This window comes from Oceanobacillus saliphilus, assembly GCF_023522835.1.
GTDB classification, from domain to species: domain Bacteria; phylum Bacillota; class Bacilli; order Bacillales; family Amphibacillaceae; genus Oceanobacillus; species Oceanobacillus saliphilus.
Map to the genome: position 1 here is coordinate 500793 of NZ_JALCZU010000001.1, position 19427 is coordinate 520219.

The 19427-nt window shown below is 40.0% G+C and carries 16 protein-coding genes and 1 riboswitch; of the genes, 5 read left to right on the forward strand and 11 right to left on the reverse strand.

Going from position 1 to position 19427, the window contains the following annotated elements; genetic code table 11:
* Positions 1 to 34: 34 nt before the first annotated feature.
* A complete protein-coding gene (locus tag MN204_RS02140) occupies positions 35 to 550 on the reverse strand; it encodes a DoxX family protein (RefSeq protein ID WP_249869419.1) in 516 nt (171 codons plus the stop codon).
* Between the two features lie 848 nt (positions 551 to 1398).
* On the opposite strand from MN204_RS02140, the gene MN204_RS02145 reads away from it, so the two are divergent.
* The 3 genes from MN204_RS02145 (at position 1399) to MN204_RS02155 (ending at position 4617) form a co-directional block, all read left to right on the forward strand.
* Positions 1399 to 2331, forward strand: coding sequence for an ABC transporter ATP-binding protein (locus tag MN204_RS02145; protein WP_249869420.1), 933 nt, complete (start codon positions 1399 to 1401; stop codon positions 2329 to 2331).
* Positions 2324 to 3559 carry an ABC transporter permease gene (locus tag MN204_RS02150; protein ID WP_249869421.1) on the forward strand — a complete coding sequence of 412 codons (1236 nt, stop codon included), beginning with the start codon at positions 2324 to 2326 and terminating at the stop codon, positions 3557 to 3559. The genes MN204_RS02145 and MN204_RS02150 overlap by 8 nt, the downstream gene beginning before the upstream one ends.
* A gap of 527 nt (positions 3560 to 4086) precedes the next feature.
* Positions 4087 to 4617, forward strand: coding sequence for a flavodoxin family protein (locus tag MN204_RS02155; protein ID WP_249869422.1), 531 nt, complete (start codon positions 4087 to 4089; stop codon positions 4615 to 4617).
* Between the two features lie 98 nt (positions 4618 to 4715).
* On the opposite strand, the gene MN204_RS02160 is transcribed toward MN204_RS02155, so the two are convergent.
* Positions 4716 to 4898: a hypothetical protein gene (locus MN204_RS02160; protein ID WP_249869423.1), complete on the reverse strand. Its 183-nt coding sequence runs from the start codon at positions 4896 to 4898 to the stop codon at positions 4716 to 4718.
* Between the two features lie 158 nt (positions 4899 to 5056).
* Here MN204_RS02160 and MN204_RS02165 point away from each other — a divergent pair, with 158 nt between their 5' ends.
* Complete coding sequence (locus MN204_RS02165) at positions 5057 to 6163, forward strand: N-acetylmuramoyl-L-alanine amidase family protein (protein ID WP_249869424.1); 1107 nt, start codon at positions 5057 to 5059, stop codon at positions 6161 to 6163.
* 58 nt (positions 6164 to 6221) lie between these two features.
* On the opposite strand, the gene MN204_RS02170 is transcribed toward MN204_RS02165, so the two are convergent.
* The gene (locus MN204_RS02170; protein ID WP_249869425.1) at positions 6222 to 7256 is read right to left on the reverse strand and encodes a MerR family transcriptional regulator; all 1035 of its coding nucleotides are present in this window, start codon (positions 7254 to 7256) and stop codon (positions 6222 to 6224) included.
* A gap of 139 nt (positions 7257 to 7395) precedes the next feature.
* Between MN204_RS02170 and MN204_RS02175 the strand changes: the two genes are divergently transcribed.
* Positions 7396 to 8661 carry a hypothetical protein gene (locus tag MN204_RS02175; protein ID WP_249869426.1) on the forward strand — a complete coding sequence of 422 codons (1266 nt, stop codon included), beginning with the start codon at positions 7396 to 7398 and terminating at the stop codon, positions 8659 to 8661.
* A gap of 172 nt (positions 8662 to 8833) precedes the next feature.
* On the opposite strand, the gene MN204_RS02180 is transcribed toward MN204_RS02175, so the two are convergent.
* The 8 genes from MN204_RS02180 to asnB form a co-directional block, all read right to left on the reverse strand.
* Positions 8834 to 9877 (reverse strand): ribonucleotide-diphosphate reductase subunit beta, encoded by a 1044-nt coding sequence (locus tag MN204_RS02180; RefSeq protein WP_249869427.1) that lies wholly within the window; start codon positions 9875 to 9877, stop codon positions 8834 to 8836.
* Positions 9858 to 10304, reverse strand: a complete 447-nt coding sequence (locus tag MN204_RS02185) for a flavodoxin (protein WP_249869428.1) — start codon at positions 10302 to 10304, stop codon at positions 9858 to 9860. The genes MN204_RS02180 and MN204_RS02185 overlap by 20 nt, the downstream gene beginning before the upstream one ends.
* Positions 10289 to 12523, reverse strand: coding sequence for a ribonucleoside-diphosphate reductase subunit alpha (locus MN204_RS02190; protein WP_249869429.1), 2235 nt, complete (start codon positions 12521 to 12523; stop codon positions 10289 to 10291). The genes MN204_RS02185 and MN204_RS02190 overlap by 16 nt, the downstream gene beginning before the upstream one ends.
* Before the next feature lie 123 nt (positions 12524 to 12646).
* Positions 12647 to 12848, reverse strand: a riboswitch (cobalamin riboswitch).
* Positions 12849 to 13099: 251 nt separating this feature from the next.
* Entirely contained in the window at positions 13100 to 13894 is a 795-nt protein-coding gene (locus MN204_RS02195; protein WP_249869430.1) for an ABC transporter ATP-binding protein, read from the reverse strand.
* Positions 13887 to 14879: an ABC transporter permease gene (locus tag MN204_RS02200; protein WP_249869431.1), complete on the reverse strand. Its 993-nt coding sequence runs from the start codon at positions 14877 to 14879 to the stop codon at positions 13887 to 13889. The genes MN204_RS02195 and MN204_RS02200 overlap by 8 nt, the downstream gene beginning before the upstream one ends.
* A 263-nt stretch (positions 14880 to 15142) precedes the next feature.
* Positions 15143 to 16126, reverse strand: a complete 984-nt coding sequence (locus tag MN204_RS02205) for an ABC transporter substrate-binding protein (protein ID WP_249869432.1) — start codon at positions 16124 to 16126, stop codon at positions 15143 to 15145.
* 194 nt (positions 16127 to 16320) lie between these two features.
* Complete coding sequence (locus MN204_RS02210; protein ID WP_249869620.1) at positions 16321 to 17142, reverse strand: MBL fold metallo-hydrolase; 822 nt, start codon at positions 17140 to 17142, stop codon at positions 16321 to 16323.
* A 361-nt stretch (positions 17143 to 17503) separates the two neighbouring features.
* Positions 17504 to 19411, reverse strand: a complete 1908-nt coding sequence (gene asnB, locus MN204_RS02215) for an asparagine synthase (glutamine-hydrolyzing) (RefSeq protein WP_249869433.1) — start codon at positions 19409 to 19411, stop codon at positions 17504 to 17506.
* Positions 19412 to 19427: the final 16 nt, after the last annotated feature.

A 19427-nucleotide genomic window follows, 5' to 3' on the forward strand; every position in this document is an offset into this window, starting at 1 on the left:
AATAATCGGATCAGTTTTTTCCAAAATCTATTTATTATGCAACTGCTACTTCTTTTTTCACTTTATCTTTAATGATTGGCGTATGATTTCTTAAGAATGGAATGACCCATCTGTCCAAACCAAAGCGTCCTGCGTTATATCCAGCTGCTAGAAGGAATACTGTAATTAGTACCATTTGTGCATTTGTGCTTACTGTTCCACTGAATAGGAAGGCAAAGTTCATTGTAATACCCATTAACGCTGCAAAGTTTGTAAAAATTCCAAGAATAAGTGCGATACCTACTAATAATTCGCCCCACATAACCATAAAAGTGAAAAGTCCTGCGTTTGGCAATGCTGCTACTTCTAGGAAAGATCCCCACCAAGCTTGAACTGTTGCGCCTTCTCCTGTAGAGTTGGCAATTGCACCTTGAATGAATCCACTTGCGTCAAATTGTCCACCTGTTATTTTTCCTAAACCACCCATAAACCAAGCATATCCAATATATACTCTTAGAATAGTCCAAATTCCTGCTGCTACCTTGTTATTACGAATGAAGTCCATAATCATTACATCCATCTCCTTGTTTATATTAAATTTTTATTGACATGTTCATTGGTTCACAATATATTGTAAAGGTGTTCCTTGGTACATTAAAAGAATACCATGGTTTAATGCTCTTGCAAATAGAATTGTGAATTAGTTCACAATTTAGAAACAAATTTATGTCTATTATTTGAACATCGACACGTTAATTACAGTTGTTATGATGTTATCCCCTTATGCAATAAGCGTTCCGCGCTCTTTTTTATTTTAAGACAATCGACCCAAATAGCATAATAAATAGCTCTACTTTCGCACCAATAAAATAAGTTTAAACGTTTAACTGGGGCGAACTCAGTAAGCCACTCTTAATCACCTTGCTAGCATTAGTAAAGCTAAAGCATTTTCTAAAGGCTATTTTCATACTATTGGTTGCTTTAAAAGTCTCGCAGTTTCTGTAGACTACGACATAACTCCATCTATTCTAGATTTCTATCCTGTTAATGAAACTAGTTACAAAGATTTCCTCAACCGGTTTCGTAGAGCTGTATGATGCTATTTTCCGTAGCAATTTTCTAACAAGCTTTGGGAAATACACGGAGACTTCTGCGGGAGCAGAGGCATCGGTGAGACAGCGCAGCGCTTTAGCGCAAGTTGGCTCACCAGCCGCCCGCGAAAAGCGTAGTGTATTTCCCAGAGCGATAGCCGAAGTAACTTGCTTCCATTATCAGCTACAACGTAAATAGCAATTACGGCGCATTTTATATCAAATGCGAAAATTGAGTAACTTTATTGAAACCTATTGACAATTCAATCGTACTACTTGATGGGAACTTACAGATTTACTGAATAACTAGCAAAGGTGGGAAATACGAATGGAAAAGATGTTAACGATCCATGGACTGGAGAAATCCTTTAAAGAAAAGAAAGTGCTGAAAAACATTTCATTTGAAGTACACAAGGGAGAAATCATGGCTATCCTTGGACCAAATGGCGCCGGTAAATCAACTACGATTCGTAATATTATGGGGATTATGTACCCCGATTCCGGAACCATTACATTCCATAATTATAATGGCAGCGATATTCCAAGAAATAAGATTGGTTATCTACCAGAAGAGCGGGGCCTTTACAAAAATGTTAACGTGATGGATATTCTGCTGTATTTGGCCAATCTCAAAGATTATCCACTTGATAAAGCGAAGGAACGGATAATGATGTATTTGAAAAAGTTCGATCTGGAAGGGAAAGAAAAAGTCTCTGTTGAAGAACTTTCCAAAGGGATGGGGCAAAAGGTTCAATTCATCGGATCCATCATTCATGAACCCGAGCTTCTCATACTTGATGAACCATTCTCTGGACTCGATCCTGTCAGCCAGGAATTGTTCAAAGAAGAAATCCGCGGCCTCGCCGACAACGGAACTGCTATTTTACTTTCCTCGCACCAAATGAATCTCGTGGAAGAAATGTGTGATCGTCTGTTTATGATCCAGCGGGGAGAGAAGGTTATCTATGGCACTCTGGAAGATGTCAAAAGGAAGTATGCAAATTTCAAATGCACCATTCATGGGGAAAACAATATCGATGAGCTGCAGGGTATCCCTGGTGTACTTCGCGTAGAACAAAAAGATGAGGCTTCGATTTTGCATCTAAATAACCATGTGGAACCATCTGCATGGCTTAAAAATCTACCTGATCATCTTGTGATTCACGAATTAAAAATAAATCGGATTTCGTTGCATGAGATATTCATTGATATTGCAACAGATAAGAATTTATTAAAAGAAGAAGGTGTTATGTATGCGTAACTCGATGAAAGTTGCCAAATGGGAAATCAAGAGGAATATGAAGAACAAAACCTTTTTGATTGGATTATTCATATCCCCGATACTTTTCCTCGTTTTCATGTTTATCGGGAGTTTGTTTGGCTCTGAAAGCGAGGAAACAGAGACCACTCAAGTTTTTGTTCATGATCAAATAGGTGTTTATCCTGCACTGCAAGCGATCGTTGAACAAAGTGGCTTGAATTGGGAAATGCAAACAACGCAATTAAGTGAAACAGAAGTCGCAGCCATGGAGAAAAGTGAACATACCGCCTTTATCTTCATTGATAATCGTGCCTTGGAGGACGGTGTTGTTCCTGTTTATTTAAGTGAGGAGATCAATCCATTTTTCATGAATCAAGTTCAACTGTTTAGCGAACCCCTCCATGCATTGAAAATATCCGAGCTCGGGTTATCCGAGGAAGAAACAGCGACTGTTCTGCAAGGCATTTCCTTTATGGAAGCAATAGAAGATAATGCTTCTTTTGAGGAATCTGTTGAAGAAGCAGAAGGATTCGGTGGTGAGTCATTGGAGCGTCTCGTCCCGGGTATCTTTGCGGGAATCATTATGCTTTCAATCGTATTTACGGGGATGGCGATTTTTCAAAGCGCATCACAGGAAAAGAAAGACAAGATTGCAGAAATTATACTTTCATCCGTAACACCAAGCGATTTGATGCAGGGAAAAATCATTGGATACTTTGTATTGGGACTTATACAAGTGGTTGTCTTTCTGGGATTGATTTTTCCGTTTGTCCTATGGAGAACGGATATCCCGGTCATCGAATACCTATTTGTGCCTGAAACATTATTATTGGTCAGCATTGCCATCCTCAGCTATTTAATGTTTGCTGCCATCTTCGTTGGGATTGGTGCCACAATGTCTGACATCTCAACGGCCGGTAACTTTCAGGGCATGGTCATGATGCTTCCGTTCTTACCTTTTATTATGATTGGACCAGTACTGAACGACCCAAATGGTCTTGTTGCACAAGTCGGTACGTATATTCCATTTACAGCTCCAGGTGTATTGATTATGAGGCTTACGATGCTTGAGGAATGGCCATGGATCGAGATTATCATTTCGCTAGCTGTTATCCTCATCAGCATTCTCATTTTCATGAAACTTGCAGGTAAGATATTTAAAGTAGGGATTCTCATGTACGGGAAAAATGCCTCACCTGGTGAAATTTGGAAGTGGATTCGTGCTTAAAAATGGCAGAATGGAAATGGATCACATCGGACACTACTCATCTTTAATAGTTGAACGTTTTATAACATTCTCGATTTTTGAGGTAGAATAAGCCCTATTCGAAAATTTTGTCCTTTCCCTTCTTTACGAATATATACTATAATAAAATTAGAGTATGGTAGAATTTGCTTACGAATTAAGGGGGAATTGTTCATGCTAATCGCTGTAATTGCCGTTTGTATCAGTCTTTCTGTTAGTCTCATCATTGCAAGTGAGGTATGGGACTGAATTTTTTCATCTGACTAATTAATACTACTTATGTTTTGCTAATGAATGGCAGGCACCTAAAAGGTGCCTGCCATTACGTATGTTAGCCCATTTACATTACTTCCTGTTTTCGGGGTTAACCGCATCTGTTTTTCTTCTATGAATTATTTAGGTCACCTTTATTTTCATGTTATTGTGTTATTAATCATATACTTATATGAACGGTGATGATTTTAAAAATTATAAGTGCTCTCAGCTTGTAACCTTCAAGGAGGATGAATATGAAGATAATCGTCTTTCACGGCTCAACCCGTGTTAATGGGAATACAGAGTACTTAACTTACCAGGCGGTCCCTAAAGAAAAAGGGACACATATCTATTTACGTGATTACAATGTGCGCCCTATTATTGATCAACGTCATGATGAAACTGGATTTGCAGTCATTAAGGATGATCTTAAAGGACTTATTGATCAAATGCTTTCACATGATGTCATTGTTTTCTCAACACCGATTTACTGGTATAGCATGTCAGGCCCTATGAAAATTTTTATTGATCGGTGGTCTCAGATTTTAAGGGACTCCAGCTATACGCATTTTCGTGAAGAATTATCGAAAAAGAAAGTCTACCTTGTTGCTGTCGGGGGAGATACTCCAACAATCAAGGGATTGCCACTTGTCCAGCAGTTCAACTATATATGCCAGTTTTACAATATGGCTTTTGGCGGTTATGTCATCGGGAAGGCAAGCAAACCGGGCGAAATCATGAACGATAAAGCAGCTTTAAAGCAAGCTGCGATGCTGATTAGATAAACTGCTTCACTAGGTCTTTTGGATAATCATATGAAAAGCGTGCGTGGTGAGTGATGGTTTTCAGCACGCTTTTTTGTTGTGCAGTCTTTTATTGCTTTTTACACATGAAAGTCCCAATAGGTTTCCAACACTTTTACTTCAGAAATGGTTACCTCGTTGACCTGTTCTAAAATATTGTTCATTATTCTTTTACCGTTATGATTGTCAACATTTAATCTATCCATAACTTCGTTGGCAGAAACAGCTACGGTCATTATTTTTTGGTAATGTTTGGCCGACATCCTTCTTTTCTAATAGATAAATCAAATTATAATAACTATTTTGCTAGTCTATTAGAATGGTTTTTTATCATATATGTTTACTATCTACTTGTTAAGGATAATCATAACTATTATGATTAATTTAATAGTTATGATTTCATGATTAAAAGGAGGAAAAAATGAAAAATTTTCGCAATTCACTGATTGGTATCTGTTTCCTGCTCTTTTTATCTTTTTTACTACCGGCTACAGCACATGCCAATGAAGGACAAACCTATGAGGTCAGTACAAACATTTTAAATGTACGAAGTGAACCAGCTGCTGATGCAACAGTAGTAGGTTATCTGAGTAAAGGAAACAAAGTAACAGCATTCCAGGAAAAATACGGTTGGATTCAAACGTATTACGGCGGAAAAGAGGCATGGGTGGCGAAACATCATCTCGTTCCAGTTGGAAACATGAGCAATTTAAATCAGACCGTTACCCAAACATCCGAAAATTCGATTACCGTTACAGCTGGCAATGTCAATGTTCGTTCTGGCCCTAGTATGGATCATTCTATAATTGGATCTACAGGCACAGGAAATACATACAAATTAGTGGAAACAGCAGGAGATTGGCATAAAGTTGACATAGGGGACGGTTCATTCGGTTGGATTGCTGCATGGCTGACTGATGCAGCAACTCCTCAAGTGGCATCTACATCAGTCAATGCTAACGACAGCACGGTTAAGCCAGCAGCGAGCGGATCATTGGAAGGTTATACCATTGTACTTGATCCTGGTCATGGTGGGAGAGATCCGGGTGCAATAGGACTTGGGGGGATATATGAAAAAGATCTCGTTTATTCTACTGCAACGAAAGTAGCGGATCAATTAAGAAATGCAGGTGCAACTGTTATTGCAACAAGAACAGGTGACTATTATGTTTCACTTAATGAACGGGTTCATATAAGCAATGCTTCTCATACAGATGCATTCGTCAGTTTACACTATGATTCTTATCCAGCCCTTTCTGTAAAAGGAATCAGTACGTATTACACAACGAACTATGATCGCGATTTGGCGCAGCAGATTCAATCATCCCTAGCATCATCGGTAACGCTAAATAACCGGGGAATCATGCAAGGCAATTATCGTGTACTAAGAAATACAACTGCACCATCCGTATTGGTTGAGCTAGGGTTTATATCCAATCAAAGTGACCTTGCCATTATCCAAACAGCAGACTATCAACATAAAGTAGCAGAAGCAATAACAACCGGACTCATCAACTACTTTGATTAAGGTGCACTGTCACTCCCCGAATATTGTCAGATTTTGTCGTTTGGGGAGTGACGGTTTTTTATTTTTTCGCATAAATCATGCTCAAAATATCATTGAATTGATGGGTTTCTACCTGATAGCTATTTGCTTCAAGCCATTTTACTAATAATGATCTGTCACCATAAAATTCGTCTTCGATTGATTGAACTGCTTCTATATTTCCCTGACTGCGAAATGCATCTATCACCCGAGACCGGTGATCCTCATTTTGAAACATTAAATCTGCAATACATATCTGGCCGTTCTCCTTAAGAACACGATTCATCTCCTCTAATGCAAGTAATTTATCTTTATCTGGCAAATGATGGAGGGCATAGCTCGAAACAATGCCGTCCACACTATGATCAAGTAATGGTAAAGCAAGAAAATGACCTTTTCTAGTTTCAATTTCTGGGTACTTTCCGTTGCAGGTTTGAAGCATTTTTTCTGACTGATCAACACCAATTACATGAACTCCCCTTGCGATGAATTTTGAGCCAAGGTTCCCTGTCCCTATTCCTATATCCAAGCATACGGATTTATGTTTCAACTCCATGACTTCTGCCACTTTTTCCAGGGCATCATCGTAATCCTGATGAACATTGAACACATAGCCATCTTTTTTTATATAGTTCTCATACTCATCAGCCCAGTCATCAAATTCCCACTTATCCTCCCAATTTTTCCGGGAATCTTTCAATTTCTTCAATTGATTCGCCAATTTAAAAATGGCTTCCATATCATCTTTTTCATCCTCTGTACTTCCTATCATTTGATCGATTGTTGTAATCATATCCTTAAGCTCCAACCACTGCTCAAATAATGCCGAACGTTGGAGATTTAAATATTCATTGATACTCATCTCAGAGTTTTCAAGAAGATCTTTTATGCGTTCCAGTCCTAGTCCTACTTCTCTTAGGGCCAAAATGGTACTTAACCGCACGACATCGTTTTCAGTGAAATACCTGTAATCATTTTCCTTGTCTTTCTTTGGAAAGATCAATCCCTTTTCCTCATAAAACCGAATTGCTCTCGGTGTCGTATTTAATCTCACTGCCGCTTCCTTTATATACATCAAAATCAGCTCCCTCACCCATACTATAAACGTTAACGCAGCGTAAAAGTAAACAAGAAAATCATTCGACAAAATTCGGGGAGTGACAGGCACCCCTATGGTATACTATATGCAATTAATTTATAAGTGAGGTATTAGTATGGATGAGAAACTTCAAGTAATCATTGATGATACGGCTGATAAGTTTAAGCTTGAAAATCATACGCTCAAAAGGCATCATATCTTCCGGGAAGAAATCGAGTTGCATGAAACGTCGTATATTTTTAATATGGAATGGGTCCCAAATGATGCAGAGGAATTTGATGAAGATTATAATCCACCAGGCACAGTCAGCATTGATGTTGATCTCGAGTCCAAATTGGTGAAACGCATTATTTTCGTAGATGGTGTGAATAAGACAGAGGCTGAATTCCCACCTGCAGCAAGCACAGAACTTACTATCGAATGGATTGAGGAACAAACTGGTCTTGAGTTTGGCCGCCAGTTCAAGCTTGTACACGAAGAAGAAAAAGAATTGCTGTTTCAGGCAGCTGTGGATAATGTCGCTGTCTTTCCTTCAGGCTCCATTGAGGTGGAGTATAACGAAGAGGGCAAGCTTTCTTTATTCTCCATTGACGGTTTCTTCCCGAATGAAGACCAATTGAACTGGGAGCCATTTTCACTTACAGCTGAACTCGTAAAACCTATTGCAAAAAAACAATGCAAACTACTCGAAATCCCGTTGGAAGATAAAGAGAAATGGGAGAGTGTATATGGTACCGCAACTGTATTTGTATCAAACGATGGAAAGCGTACGTTATCTTTTGACGAGGTCGAACGTCCAAATTCCTATATAGATAAAGATACTGTCATCGAGTGGCAGGAGCCATTACGCGAAGGCTTTACAAAGCGCCCAGTTGATCTCTCTTTGGAAGCCACTCCAGAAGAAGTATTTTCAACAGAAAAAAGCACGAATAAAGTAGTTCTGACGGTTGATGATCAACAACAGGCAGAGGAAACGAGCAGGAATTTTCTTCGCAGTGAATTCCCTGAAGAAAGTGGACAATGGAAGCTATCTGGATTATGGCCTGAAAAAGGCTATATTTTTGCTGAGTTAAAACCCGCAGCTCCAGACGTTCGCGTGATTGACAGAAGGATCAAGTTAATTATCGACAAAAACACCTATCAACCAGTAGATTATATCGATAACAGTGTGATTGTGGATATGTTTGAGCACTTCGAAAAAGCTGCACAGCCAAAGTTAACATCTGAAGAGGCTTTTGAAAAATTACAGCAACATATTGAAATTACACCCGTATATGTTTTTGATAAAAAGCAAAATAAGTATATTCTATGCGGCAAGATTGACTGTGCTTATGGCGTAGATGCTGTCACAGGTGACGTTGTCATGTTGGATGAATTATAACAATTACATCAGGGGGGATTTAGTATCACATCACCCCTCCAATGATTCGTACAGCAAACAATCGCTAGTTGCGAACATCAGAATGTAGGCCTTATACGGCGAGAAAAATGGTTGGCGCCAAAAAAGAACCCACTCCCGGTCACAACAGCCCGGAAGTAGGTTCTTTTTCATATTACAAATCATCAAATCCATTCAAATCACTGGTCTTCGTATACTGCCTTGACTTCTGTTCAAAGAAGTCGGTCTTGGTTCCATCGAAATTATCCACATAGGCACGGATCCATTTCATCGGATTATCCACATGTTGTGGATAAATCTCACTCAATCCCATCATTCGTAGCATTTTATTGGCCCGATATTTGATATATCCAGCCATCTCATCTAGATCAATACCTTCGACTTCTGCTAGTACATAATTGGACCATTCTATTTCCAATTCAACGGACTCCTGAAAATGGTTATAAATCCAATCGGTAAATTCAGCAGTATTGTATTCCGGGTTTTCTGCCAAAGCAGCCCGGAACAGCTCTGCAATAAAACGTCCATGCTCCAACTCATCCCGATTAATATAGCTAATCATCGTTGACGTGCCGACCATTTTATTTTGTCGGGCCAAATTATAGAAAAAGGCGAATCCCGAATAGAAAAACATGCCTTCCAATAATGATGTGTAAACGAGTGTTTTTAAAATATTTTCCATTGTTGGGTTATCCACAAAGTTATTATACTGCTCCATAAGATTCGCATTCCGCGCTAGCAATACTGAATCTGTTCTGCCAAGCTGAAACGCCTTATTCTGCTCATCCAGCGACACAACCGATGATAAGACATAGGAATAGCTTTCATTATGAACGGCTTCCTGCTGAGCGATCACAGCCATGATTGATTGCACGGAAGGATCTGTTGCATATAAAGATAGTAACAGTGCTGTTCTTGTCTGTGGTGCATCCAATGTGGATAACAGGCCGATTATTTTGAGATATGCATCTTGTTCTTCCGCGGTCAGACTGGAAAATTGTTTGACATCACTGGACATGTTTACTTCATCCGCCTGCCAGTAATTCCCGACCAGGCGCTTATACATTTTATGCCAATGTGGATAGGCAATATCGTTCCAATTCAATATACCACTTGATTTCCCGCCAAATAGTGCGGTTGATTTATTTGGGTTTAATGGTTCCAATGTTTTAGCCTTTTCAAGCAAAGCTCTTGGCATGCTGCAGCACTCCTTCCACCCATGATTCAACTTTTGTTTCCTGACTTCCTCTTGGCGACTGTTCAATCTTCAGGCCGCTCCATTTACTTCTATAAAATTTCCTTAGTTTATCCACAGCTTTGCAAAATAGGTCGTCCCCGCCGAATTGGGTATCTCCCGTTCCAAATACTGCGATATTGTCCGGTTTGTAACCAATTTCGAGTACGAAATCCTTTACCTCATCCGGTGTTCTTCCCATTTCCCAGGTGAATGTTCCGATAAACAGATAATCATAGGATTTGGGATCAAATGGCGCGTCAATTCCAATCCGGTGGTTATCCACAGAAATACCTTCCTTTGTTAACTTGTCTTCCACTAATTCAGCAACTTCTTTTGTATTTCCACTGTATGATACATATGCAATGAGCGCCCTCAACTTTGACACCACTCACATTCTTCGACATCATTAGATGTTGAACGAACATAATACGTTGTTTTGAGTCCTTCCCGCCATGCTTGTAGGTGGAGATCAAGCAACACAGATGCCCGGATTGTATTTGGCACATAAAAGTTGAAGGATATACTTTGATCAATATGCTTCTGTCTGACGGCATTCTGTTTGACTGACCAGCGCTGGTCAACGATATAGGCCGAACGACGGTAAATATCATACGTACGGTGATTCAGTTCCGGTGCTGTTACAGGGATTTTAAAGTCTTTTTTCTCTTCATTGTAAAACACATTGAAAATCGGATCGATGCTTGCAGTTGAACCTGCGATCATTGCTGTTGTCGAGTTAGGTGCGACAGCCATTAAATAGCCATTACGCATGCCGTTGCGTACAACATCTGCCCAAAGTTCCACCCAAGATTCACCGCTATATCCCTTTTCCTCAAAATAAGCTCCTGTGCTCCATTTACTTCCTTCAAATGCTGGATAACTGCCCTTTTCCCTGCTCAGTTCCATACTATTTTTAATCGTTAAATAAGCAATCTTTTCATACAGGCTATCCGCATAATCAACCGCTTCCTGAGATTCCCATTTTATATTTTCAACTGCGAGCAGATGATGCCATCCAAACGTGCCAAGTCCAATTGCACGGTATTTTTTATTCGTTAGCTCCGCCTGTTTGATTGGCAATGTATTAATATCAATTACATTGTCCAGCATGCGCACCTGAATTTTTATGAGGCGTTCTAGGATATTATCAGGAACTGCCTTTCCGAGGTTAATCGAACTTAAATTACAGACGACATAATCACCGGACTTATATTTTTTTACAATTGTATTTTCGTTTTCCAGAAATTCCTCCACAAATTGTGTCGGGGACTGGTTTTGCGTAATCTCGGTACATAAATTGGAGCAATAAATCATTCCATTATGTGAATTGCTGTTCTGTCTGTTTACTTCATCCCTGTAAAACATAAACGGTGTTCCTGACTCAAGCTGTGACTTCATGATTCGTTTCATGATGTCGATAGCAGGTATTGTCTTTTTAGAAAGGCTGTCTGATTGCACACATGCTTCATATTTCTCGCGCCATTCGCCATTTCCCTTTTCTTCATCATAAAAATCCTCTAGTGAAAAGCCCATAACCTGGCGCACTTCATGGGGATCGAATAAATACCAGTCACCACGCTTGTCCACTTGTTCCATGAAGTAATCTGGCAAACACACCCCTGTAAAAATGTCGTGGGCACGCATACGATCGTCTCCATTATTCAGCTTCAAATCAAGGAAGGATTCAATATCCATATGCCACACATCAAGATAAATAGCGATGGCACCTTTTCTTGTCCCGAGTTGATCGACACTTACTGCTGTATTGTTTAACTGTTTTATCCAAGGGACAACACCACTGGACATTCCTTTAAACCCTTTAATCGAGCTTCCTCTGGCTCGGATTTTGCCCATATAGACGCCAATTCCTCCACCATTCTTCGATAGCTTAGCGATGTCGGTATTGCTGTCATAAATTGATTGCAGGCTGTCATCCACCGTATCGATGAAGCAACTAGACAGTTGTCCATGCGTTTTTCCCGCGTTTGTAAGGGTAGGTGTTGCGACTGTCATATACAAATTGCTCAAAGCCCAATATGCCTCTTCAACCAGCTTTGTCCGCTTCGATCGATCCTCATCCTGCATCAAATACATCGCAATGATCATCCATCGTTCCTGTGGCAGTTCATAAATACCTTTGTTGTGATCTGTTGCCAGATAACGTGTAGCAATAGTGTATATGCCTAAGTAGTTAAATAGGTAGTCTCTATCAGGATCAATCAGTTTCTCAAAATGTTCCATCTCTTGTTTCGTATATTTAGAGAGAATATTGGAAGCATAAATACCTTTATTTGTTAATACTTCCACTAATTCATAAAGTGATCCATATTTATTATCCGGATGATAGTTTCGATTGGCTGCTGCCTTGCGATACAGCTCCTGCATATAAATTCTCGCTGCTGCAAATGTCCAATCCGGGTTACCTTCATCGATATTTTCCAGTGCGATTTTAATCAGGATGTCAGCTGATTTTTCCAGCGTTGTCTCCGGCTTAATAGCTTTCACAGCCTTTTCTGATAGTTGCTCTGTTTCAATTGATAGACCCTTCGCTGCCTCATTGATAATCTGTTTAATCATATCCTCATTTGTTCCATTTACGGTAATCATGATTTCTGCCTCCCATTATGTTTATATGTAACACGAAAAAGCCGTTCTTCCCAACGGATGAACGGCTATAAAACGACAGAAATATTAAATCCCTATCGTTTCATAGACTCTCATCCCGGAGATATGAAACTTGAAGTAAAGGCAGGTCTCCTGACTTGTGCATCACTTTACTAGAGTCCTTCCCGTATTGCCTCATCACCTGAAACACACAATACAGTGGAATTCTCGTTCATCCACACTTACAGTTGCGGGGACAGTCCCGGCTTCTCACCGGGTTCCCTTTTAAGACATATGATGTAATGTCACCTTTGCTCATAACACAATATATAGTATTAAATTTTCATAAATATCCCAATATCTTGTATAAACACTACCATATACATTATACGAAAGCAACCATTTTATTCCGGTTATTGCTAAAGTAATCGTTTTGCTTTAGCTGTACTTATGCAGGCTGGTAGGTTTTATCCTTTTCCAATTTACTTAGAAAAAACATGGTATACCCCTTTGTTGCATAAAAAACACGCCATTCGTTTTACTAAATGACGTGTTTCAAAAAGAGAATGATAGAATAGATTATCCGAGCACTGCACGGTCATCACCAAACTGTTCGCCGCGAATACGCTGGAATTCCTGCATAAGACGCTCGACAGTTAACTCCTGTTTGGCTTCTCCTTGCGCTTCAAAAATAATTTGACCTTTATCCATCATAATCAGCCTGTTCCCAAGATCAAGGGCCTGCTGCATATTATGTGTCACCATTAATGTTGTAAGTCCTGATTCCCGAACCACTTTTTCAGTAAGGGATGTAATCAGTTCTGCACGTGATGGATCCAATGCTGCAGTATGTTCATCAAGCAGCAAGATATTTGGTTCGGTAAAAGTAGCCATTAGTAAGGAAAGGGCCTGTCTTTCACCACCGGAAAGCAATCCTACTTTAGCCGATAAACGATCCTCCAAACCAAGGTTGAGTGTTTTCAGGTGATTGCGGAACATTTCTTTCCGTTTCTTAGTTACACCCATTTTCAATTTTCTTCGCTTATTACGTGAATAGGCCATAGCCAGGTTTTCCTCAATTGTCATCGTTGGTGCGGTACCTGCCATTGGATCCTGGAAAACTCGGCCGATGAAAGCTGACCGTTTGTATTCCGGGAAATGAACGACTTGTTTGCCATCAATAAAAACATCTCCCACATCCGGGGGAATATTACCGGAGATAACATTCATCAGGGTGGATTTACCAGCTCCGTTACTTCCGATGACCGTAACAAAATCGCCTAGTTCCAGTTCGAGATTGATTCCATTTAACGCTTTTTTCTCGTCCAGGGTACCTTCATTAAAGGTGACGGAGATATTAGCTATCTTAAGCATGGTTTTTCCCTCCTGACTCGGCACTTAACTGCTGGCGCTTCAGCATTCTTCGCTTCTTTTCTTTTCTCATCTGGAGTATTCGTGGACCTACCAATGCAAAAATGACAATAATCGCAGTGATCATCTTCATATCTCCCGTTTCCAAAAAGTCTACACGAAGTGCCAATGTGACAATGATACGATATATAATTGCCCCACCAATAACTGCCAACGTTGCTCTGGCAATTGTCTTCGTACCGAACAGCGCTTCCCCGATAATAACGGATGCTAGCCCAATTACAATCATTCCGATACCCATGTTTACATCCGCAAAGCCACCAAGTTGGCCAATTAACGCACCAGAAAGGGCTACAAGTCCATTTGAGATACCGACACCGACGATCGTCAAATTATCAGTATTAGCAGACAAACTCCGTATCATTCTTTTATTGTCGCCAATCGCCCTTAATGCCAATCCTACTTCGGTTTTTAAATAGTAATCCGTTACGAACTTAATTACAATCGTTACAACAAGCATAACGAATACAATTCCCCATGTTTTAGGGAATCTTTCCAATCCAAGTGTACTGAGCAGTCCATTTAATGCCGTATCGATCCCTGTCATTGACCAAAAGGAGCTTAACTGCGTAAATACGGTAGATTCATTAAGCATCGATAACGTTGGCTGTCCCAGAATTCTTAGGTTAATAGAATAGAGTGCCGTCATCATCAAAATTCCTGAAAGTAGTGCATTTACCTTACCTTTCGTATGTAATAATCCAGTGATACATCCAGCTATAAACCCTGCAAGCAATGCAAATATTGTCGCAAGGACAGGCGGCACACCATTTACAATGGAGAGTGCGGCTACAGCTGCACCAGTAACAAAGCTCCCGTCAACTGTCAGATCAGGAAAATCCAATACACGGAAGGTTAAGTAAACGCCCAAAGCCATAATGGCATATATTACTCCTGATTCTACAGCACCGAACATTGATATAAACATAGGTCTTTCCTCCCGCTACATGAAGTAAAATCATTATAAAATCTGTTGGCAAATGGTAAAGGGTGAACAGGAAATAACAGCGCAAGTGCCTTGATCACCCACTCCATTAGCTGCAGTTATGAGAATATTTGTCTCTTAATCTATTAGAAAAAATTTGTTGTCACGAAGCCTTTCGATGACAGCCTCGTTGCACTTCACTTATATGCTTTCTTATCAACCAAGTAAAAGGGACCAGATAATCACCTGGCCCCCAGCAAAGCCTATTAGTCTATAAATTGTGCCATATCGTCCCAATCTGTATTCCACTCAATCCCTTGTTCTTCTGCAGCTTGCTTATTTAGAAACAACTGGATTTCTGGTGGGTATTCAGCTGGGATCTCATTTGGCGTCTTCTCACCAGTCAGGATTTCAGCGGCCATCTCGCCTGTACGGTAACCGATCGTATGGTAATCAATTCCGAATGTCGCGAATCCACCACCAGCCAATGAATCAGGTTCACCAACGATAAGCGGAATATCCTGATCATTTGCTACACCCACAACACTATCCAAAGCGGAAACTACTGTATTATCTGTAATAATGTAAAACACATCTACCTCTTCTACAAGAGTCGTAGCAGCTTGTTGAACTTCGGCTGAATTTGCTACCGTACGCTCAACTACTTTCAGACCATACGCATCTGCAGCTTCTTTGACAGATTCAACCTGGTTTACGGAATTCTGCTCACCAGCATTGTAAACCATACCTATTGCTGCACCTTCAAAATAAGTACTAATGAATTCAACAGTTGCTTCAATTTGATCTGGATGTAAATCAACTACCCCTGTAATGTTTTCACCTGCTTCATCCATCGAAGGAACAAGACCGGCATCTACAGCGTCTGTAACCGATGTGAAGACGATTGGAATATCACTTGTAGCTTGCAGAGCACCAAGTGCACTTGGAGTTGAGTTGGCAAAAATTAAGTCCACATCATCTGCAACAAAACCATCAGAAATCGGTTTTACATTGTTTTGGTCATTTTGTGCACTTTGAAAATTATACTCCACTTCAAGACCAGCATCTGCCAAAGCATCCTTAAACCCTTGGTAGGCTGCATCAAGTGATGGATGTTCCACTATTTGTGTCGCTCCGACTTTATATGTATCTTCACTCTCTGAAGATGACCCTTCAGCATCGTTATCATTGCCACAGGCAGCCAAGCTAATTAGTGCAATCATCAATACAGCTAGTAGTAATTTTTTCATATTCGTTTCCCCCATTCGACGTTTGTCGTTTTCTAAATATTTAAACGTGATTATATCATACTATTTAACCATTTGCGACAACTTTTTTACCGTTCTAAAAAGTTGTTTTTCCCTTTTACCAAAATCAAGCGTTATCATTCCTCCTTTCCTAAAGCATTTTAGAGACAACCTTGGAAAAGGCCGTCTCTAATATACTAATCGTTTCCTCTATTTGGATGCTCTACGTATTTTCCATAGTCCGGAACAGCCATCTCTTTAAAGTTATTCACAAGCTTCTTGAGACCAGCAGATAATTCCTTTCCAGACATAGGCCTTCCATGTCCCGTCACTGCAGTAGCAGGATTTAATCCAGCAAGCTTGGCGACCGATATTTCAGCCTGCTCCCAGTCCGGTGTGAAATAACGAGGTGGTCCGTTAACTTCTTTCGTTTGCATCATTACCTTTAATAATTCATCCTGCTTCACTGTTATAAATGCATCTCCTGCTATTAATGTATTATCAGCTTTTCGGTACAAAGACACATGGCCTGGCGTGTGCCCTGGCGTATGCATCCATTCCCAATCAGGCAACCCTGGTACCGAACCATCCTCTGGTAATAATGATATGTTATTCCCCAAATTGATTGGCTCTTCAGGGAATAACCCCGAAATTTTGGCAACCAATCCACCCTCTACAAGTGGATCAGGGTCTGGATAGCTTCTTTCTCCCGTTAAAAAAGGATGCTCTAATGGATGCGCAAAAACAGGAATATCCCATTTTTCTACAAGCTCATTCGCAGCGCCAACATGATCAAAATGTCCATGTGTTAAAATCAGCGCTTTTGGCTTTGCGTTTTTTCCGAATAATATTTCCGCCTGTTTTATTATTATGTTGGCTGACTTTGGCATACCTGCATCGATGAGGATCCAGTCATCCGCTTTCCCTATAAAGCACAGGTTTACAATCTGGTTTGTTAAACAATGTACATCTTTGGTCACTTGTGTGAGATTTCCACTTTCAACAGATGTCATTGGCATATATTTGTCATGATTTTTGTTGTCCGACAATTGAATGTTCCTCCTTGCAATCGCATCTTGTAAAAGTTATGCCACTAACATCCAATAACTTGTAGTTCATTTTAATGTTTTGGTAGCTTATTTTCATAATGGTTTCTCTTCACTTCGCCCTTCCCATGCCTGGTTGTTGCTAATTATATTAATTAGTATTGCAACAGAGGTATTTTTTATTCTGCCGGCAAAATACGATTCACCTGACACCTAATATTGAAAACGCATCTTAAGCCTAAACCTTTGAGCGAATATATGAGTTGCGCTTATTCAATTAAATTGCCACAATTGGTTTGGAGCGCTTCTTTTGGCAACTATGTGCAGTCTCTATTTAGATCGCACTGTTAGAATTAATGCCGTTATCGTTATCAACCGTTTCGCCAAATACATATACCTTTTCCACATATATTTGATGCCATAGCATGAACATTAAAACGTTCCATATCTTTCTGGAATAGTCCCTTTTACCTGCAGCATGGCGATCAAGCAGGTCGAGGATGACGGATTTTTCCAAAATATAATCTGTTTCACTTGTGAGAATAAGTTCTCTTGCCCAACTATATAGACTGCCTCGTAGCCAGTTTTTGATCGGTACCGGAAATCCGAGTTTTTTCTTGTTTTGAACATGTGCAGGCACAAATCCGTTTGCAGCCTTCCTCAGAATGGACTTTGTTGTTCCATTTGCTATTTTATACGCAACAGGAATCTTGCTTGCCACTTCAAAAACTTCCTTATCTAAAAAGGGGACACGAAGTTCCAGTGAGTGCGCCATCGTCATTTTATCGGCCTTCAGTAAAATATCTCCTGGAAGCCATGTATGCATATCAATATACTGCATCTTTTCCACAGGATCACTGTTTTTAACACGACTGTAGATATCTTTCGTCAGCGATTGATACGTATGCGTATGGCTATAATTTTTTAGCAGCTTCATCTTCTGTTCCTCTTCAAAGATCTTCGCATTTCCAATATATCTCGCGCTTAATGGAGTCGTACCTCTTTCGAGAAAGCTTTTTCCCTTCATCCCTTCTGGCAAGACAGCAGCAATCCGATTAATCGCTTGAAGTAGCCATTTTGGCATGTGATTAAAATACTTCAATGATTGTGGTTCACGGTAAATATTATATCCACCAAATAATTCATCCGCACCTTCTCCTGACAGAACGACGGAAACATGTTTGCTCGCCTCTCTTGCAACGAAATAAAGTGGGACACATGCTGGATCTGCCAAAGGATCGTCCATATGCCACATTATTTTTGGCAGATTCTGTACGAATTCTTCTGCGGAAATCACATATGAGATATTTTCTACACCAAGCTCGTCAGCACTTCTTTTTGCTGCATCAATTTCCGACCAGCCCAGTTCTTCAAATCCTACAGAGAATGTCTTAATCGTTGGATGAAATTGCTTTGCCATTCCTACAATTAGCGTGGAATCAATCCCCCCCGAAAGAAACGAACCTACAGGTACATCACTTTGCAGATGCATTTGTACGGAATCAAGCATCACTTCCCGTACCCTCCTAACGATTTGAGTTTCGTTTCCGTGCTCAGCATTCAATCTCGCATGGAAATACGGCTTGCTTTTTAACGGGGTTCCCCATTCTTTTATAAAATAATGTCCTGCAGGCAATTTTTTTACCGTTTCTGTCATTGTTAAAGGCTCCGGCACATATTGAAACGACATATAATGCTGAATAGCCACTAAATTGAGAGACTCCATTTGATTCAGACTGGACATGCTTTTCTTTTCGGAGGCAAACATCATTTCATTCTCATTTTCCACATAATAAAAGGGTTTAATGCCAAAACGATCACGCCCACCATACAGTTTTCTTTCCTGAACATCCCAAATTGCAATGGCAAACATGCCCCGAAGAAGTGAAAAGACCTCTGTACCTTTATCTAAAAACAAATTTGCAGCTACTTCCGTGTCCGAATTCGTATGAAAGGTATAGCCCTTTTCCATTAATTGTTCTTTGATTTGCATATAATTATAAATTTCGCCATTAAATACCATTCGATAACGATTATCGCCAAAGTTAAAAGGCTGGTGTCCCCCTTCCATATCAATAATGCTCAGTCTTCGGAATGTGAGCGCTATGTGTGAATCGTGATAGTAACCTTCGTCATCTGGACCTCGATGTTTTAATAAATTATTTGCTTCTCTAATAGCTTTTACGTGTTCCTCGCTAAATTTAGCCCCTTTATTCAGTAAAACTCCTAAAAATCCACACATATTGTTCACCTTCCAT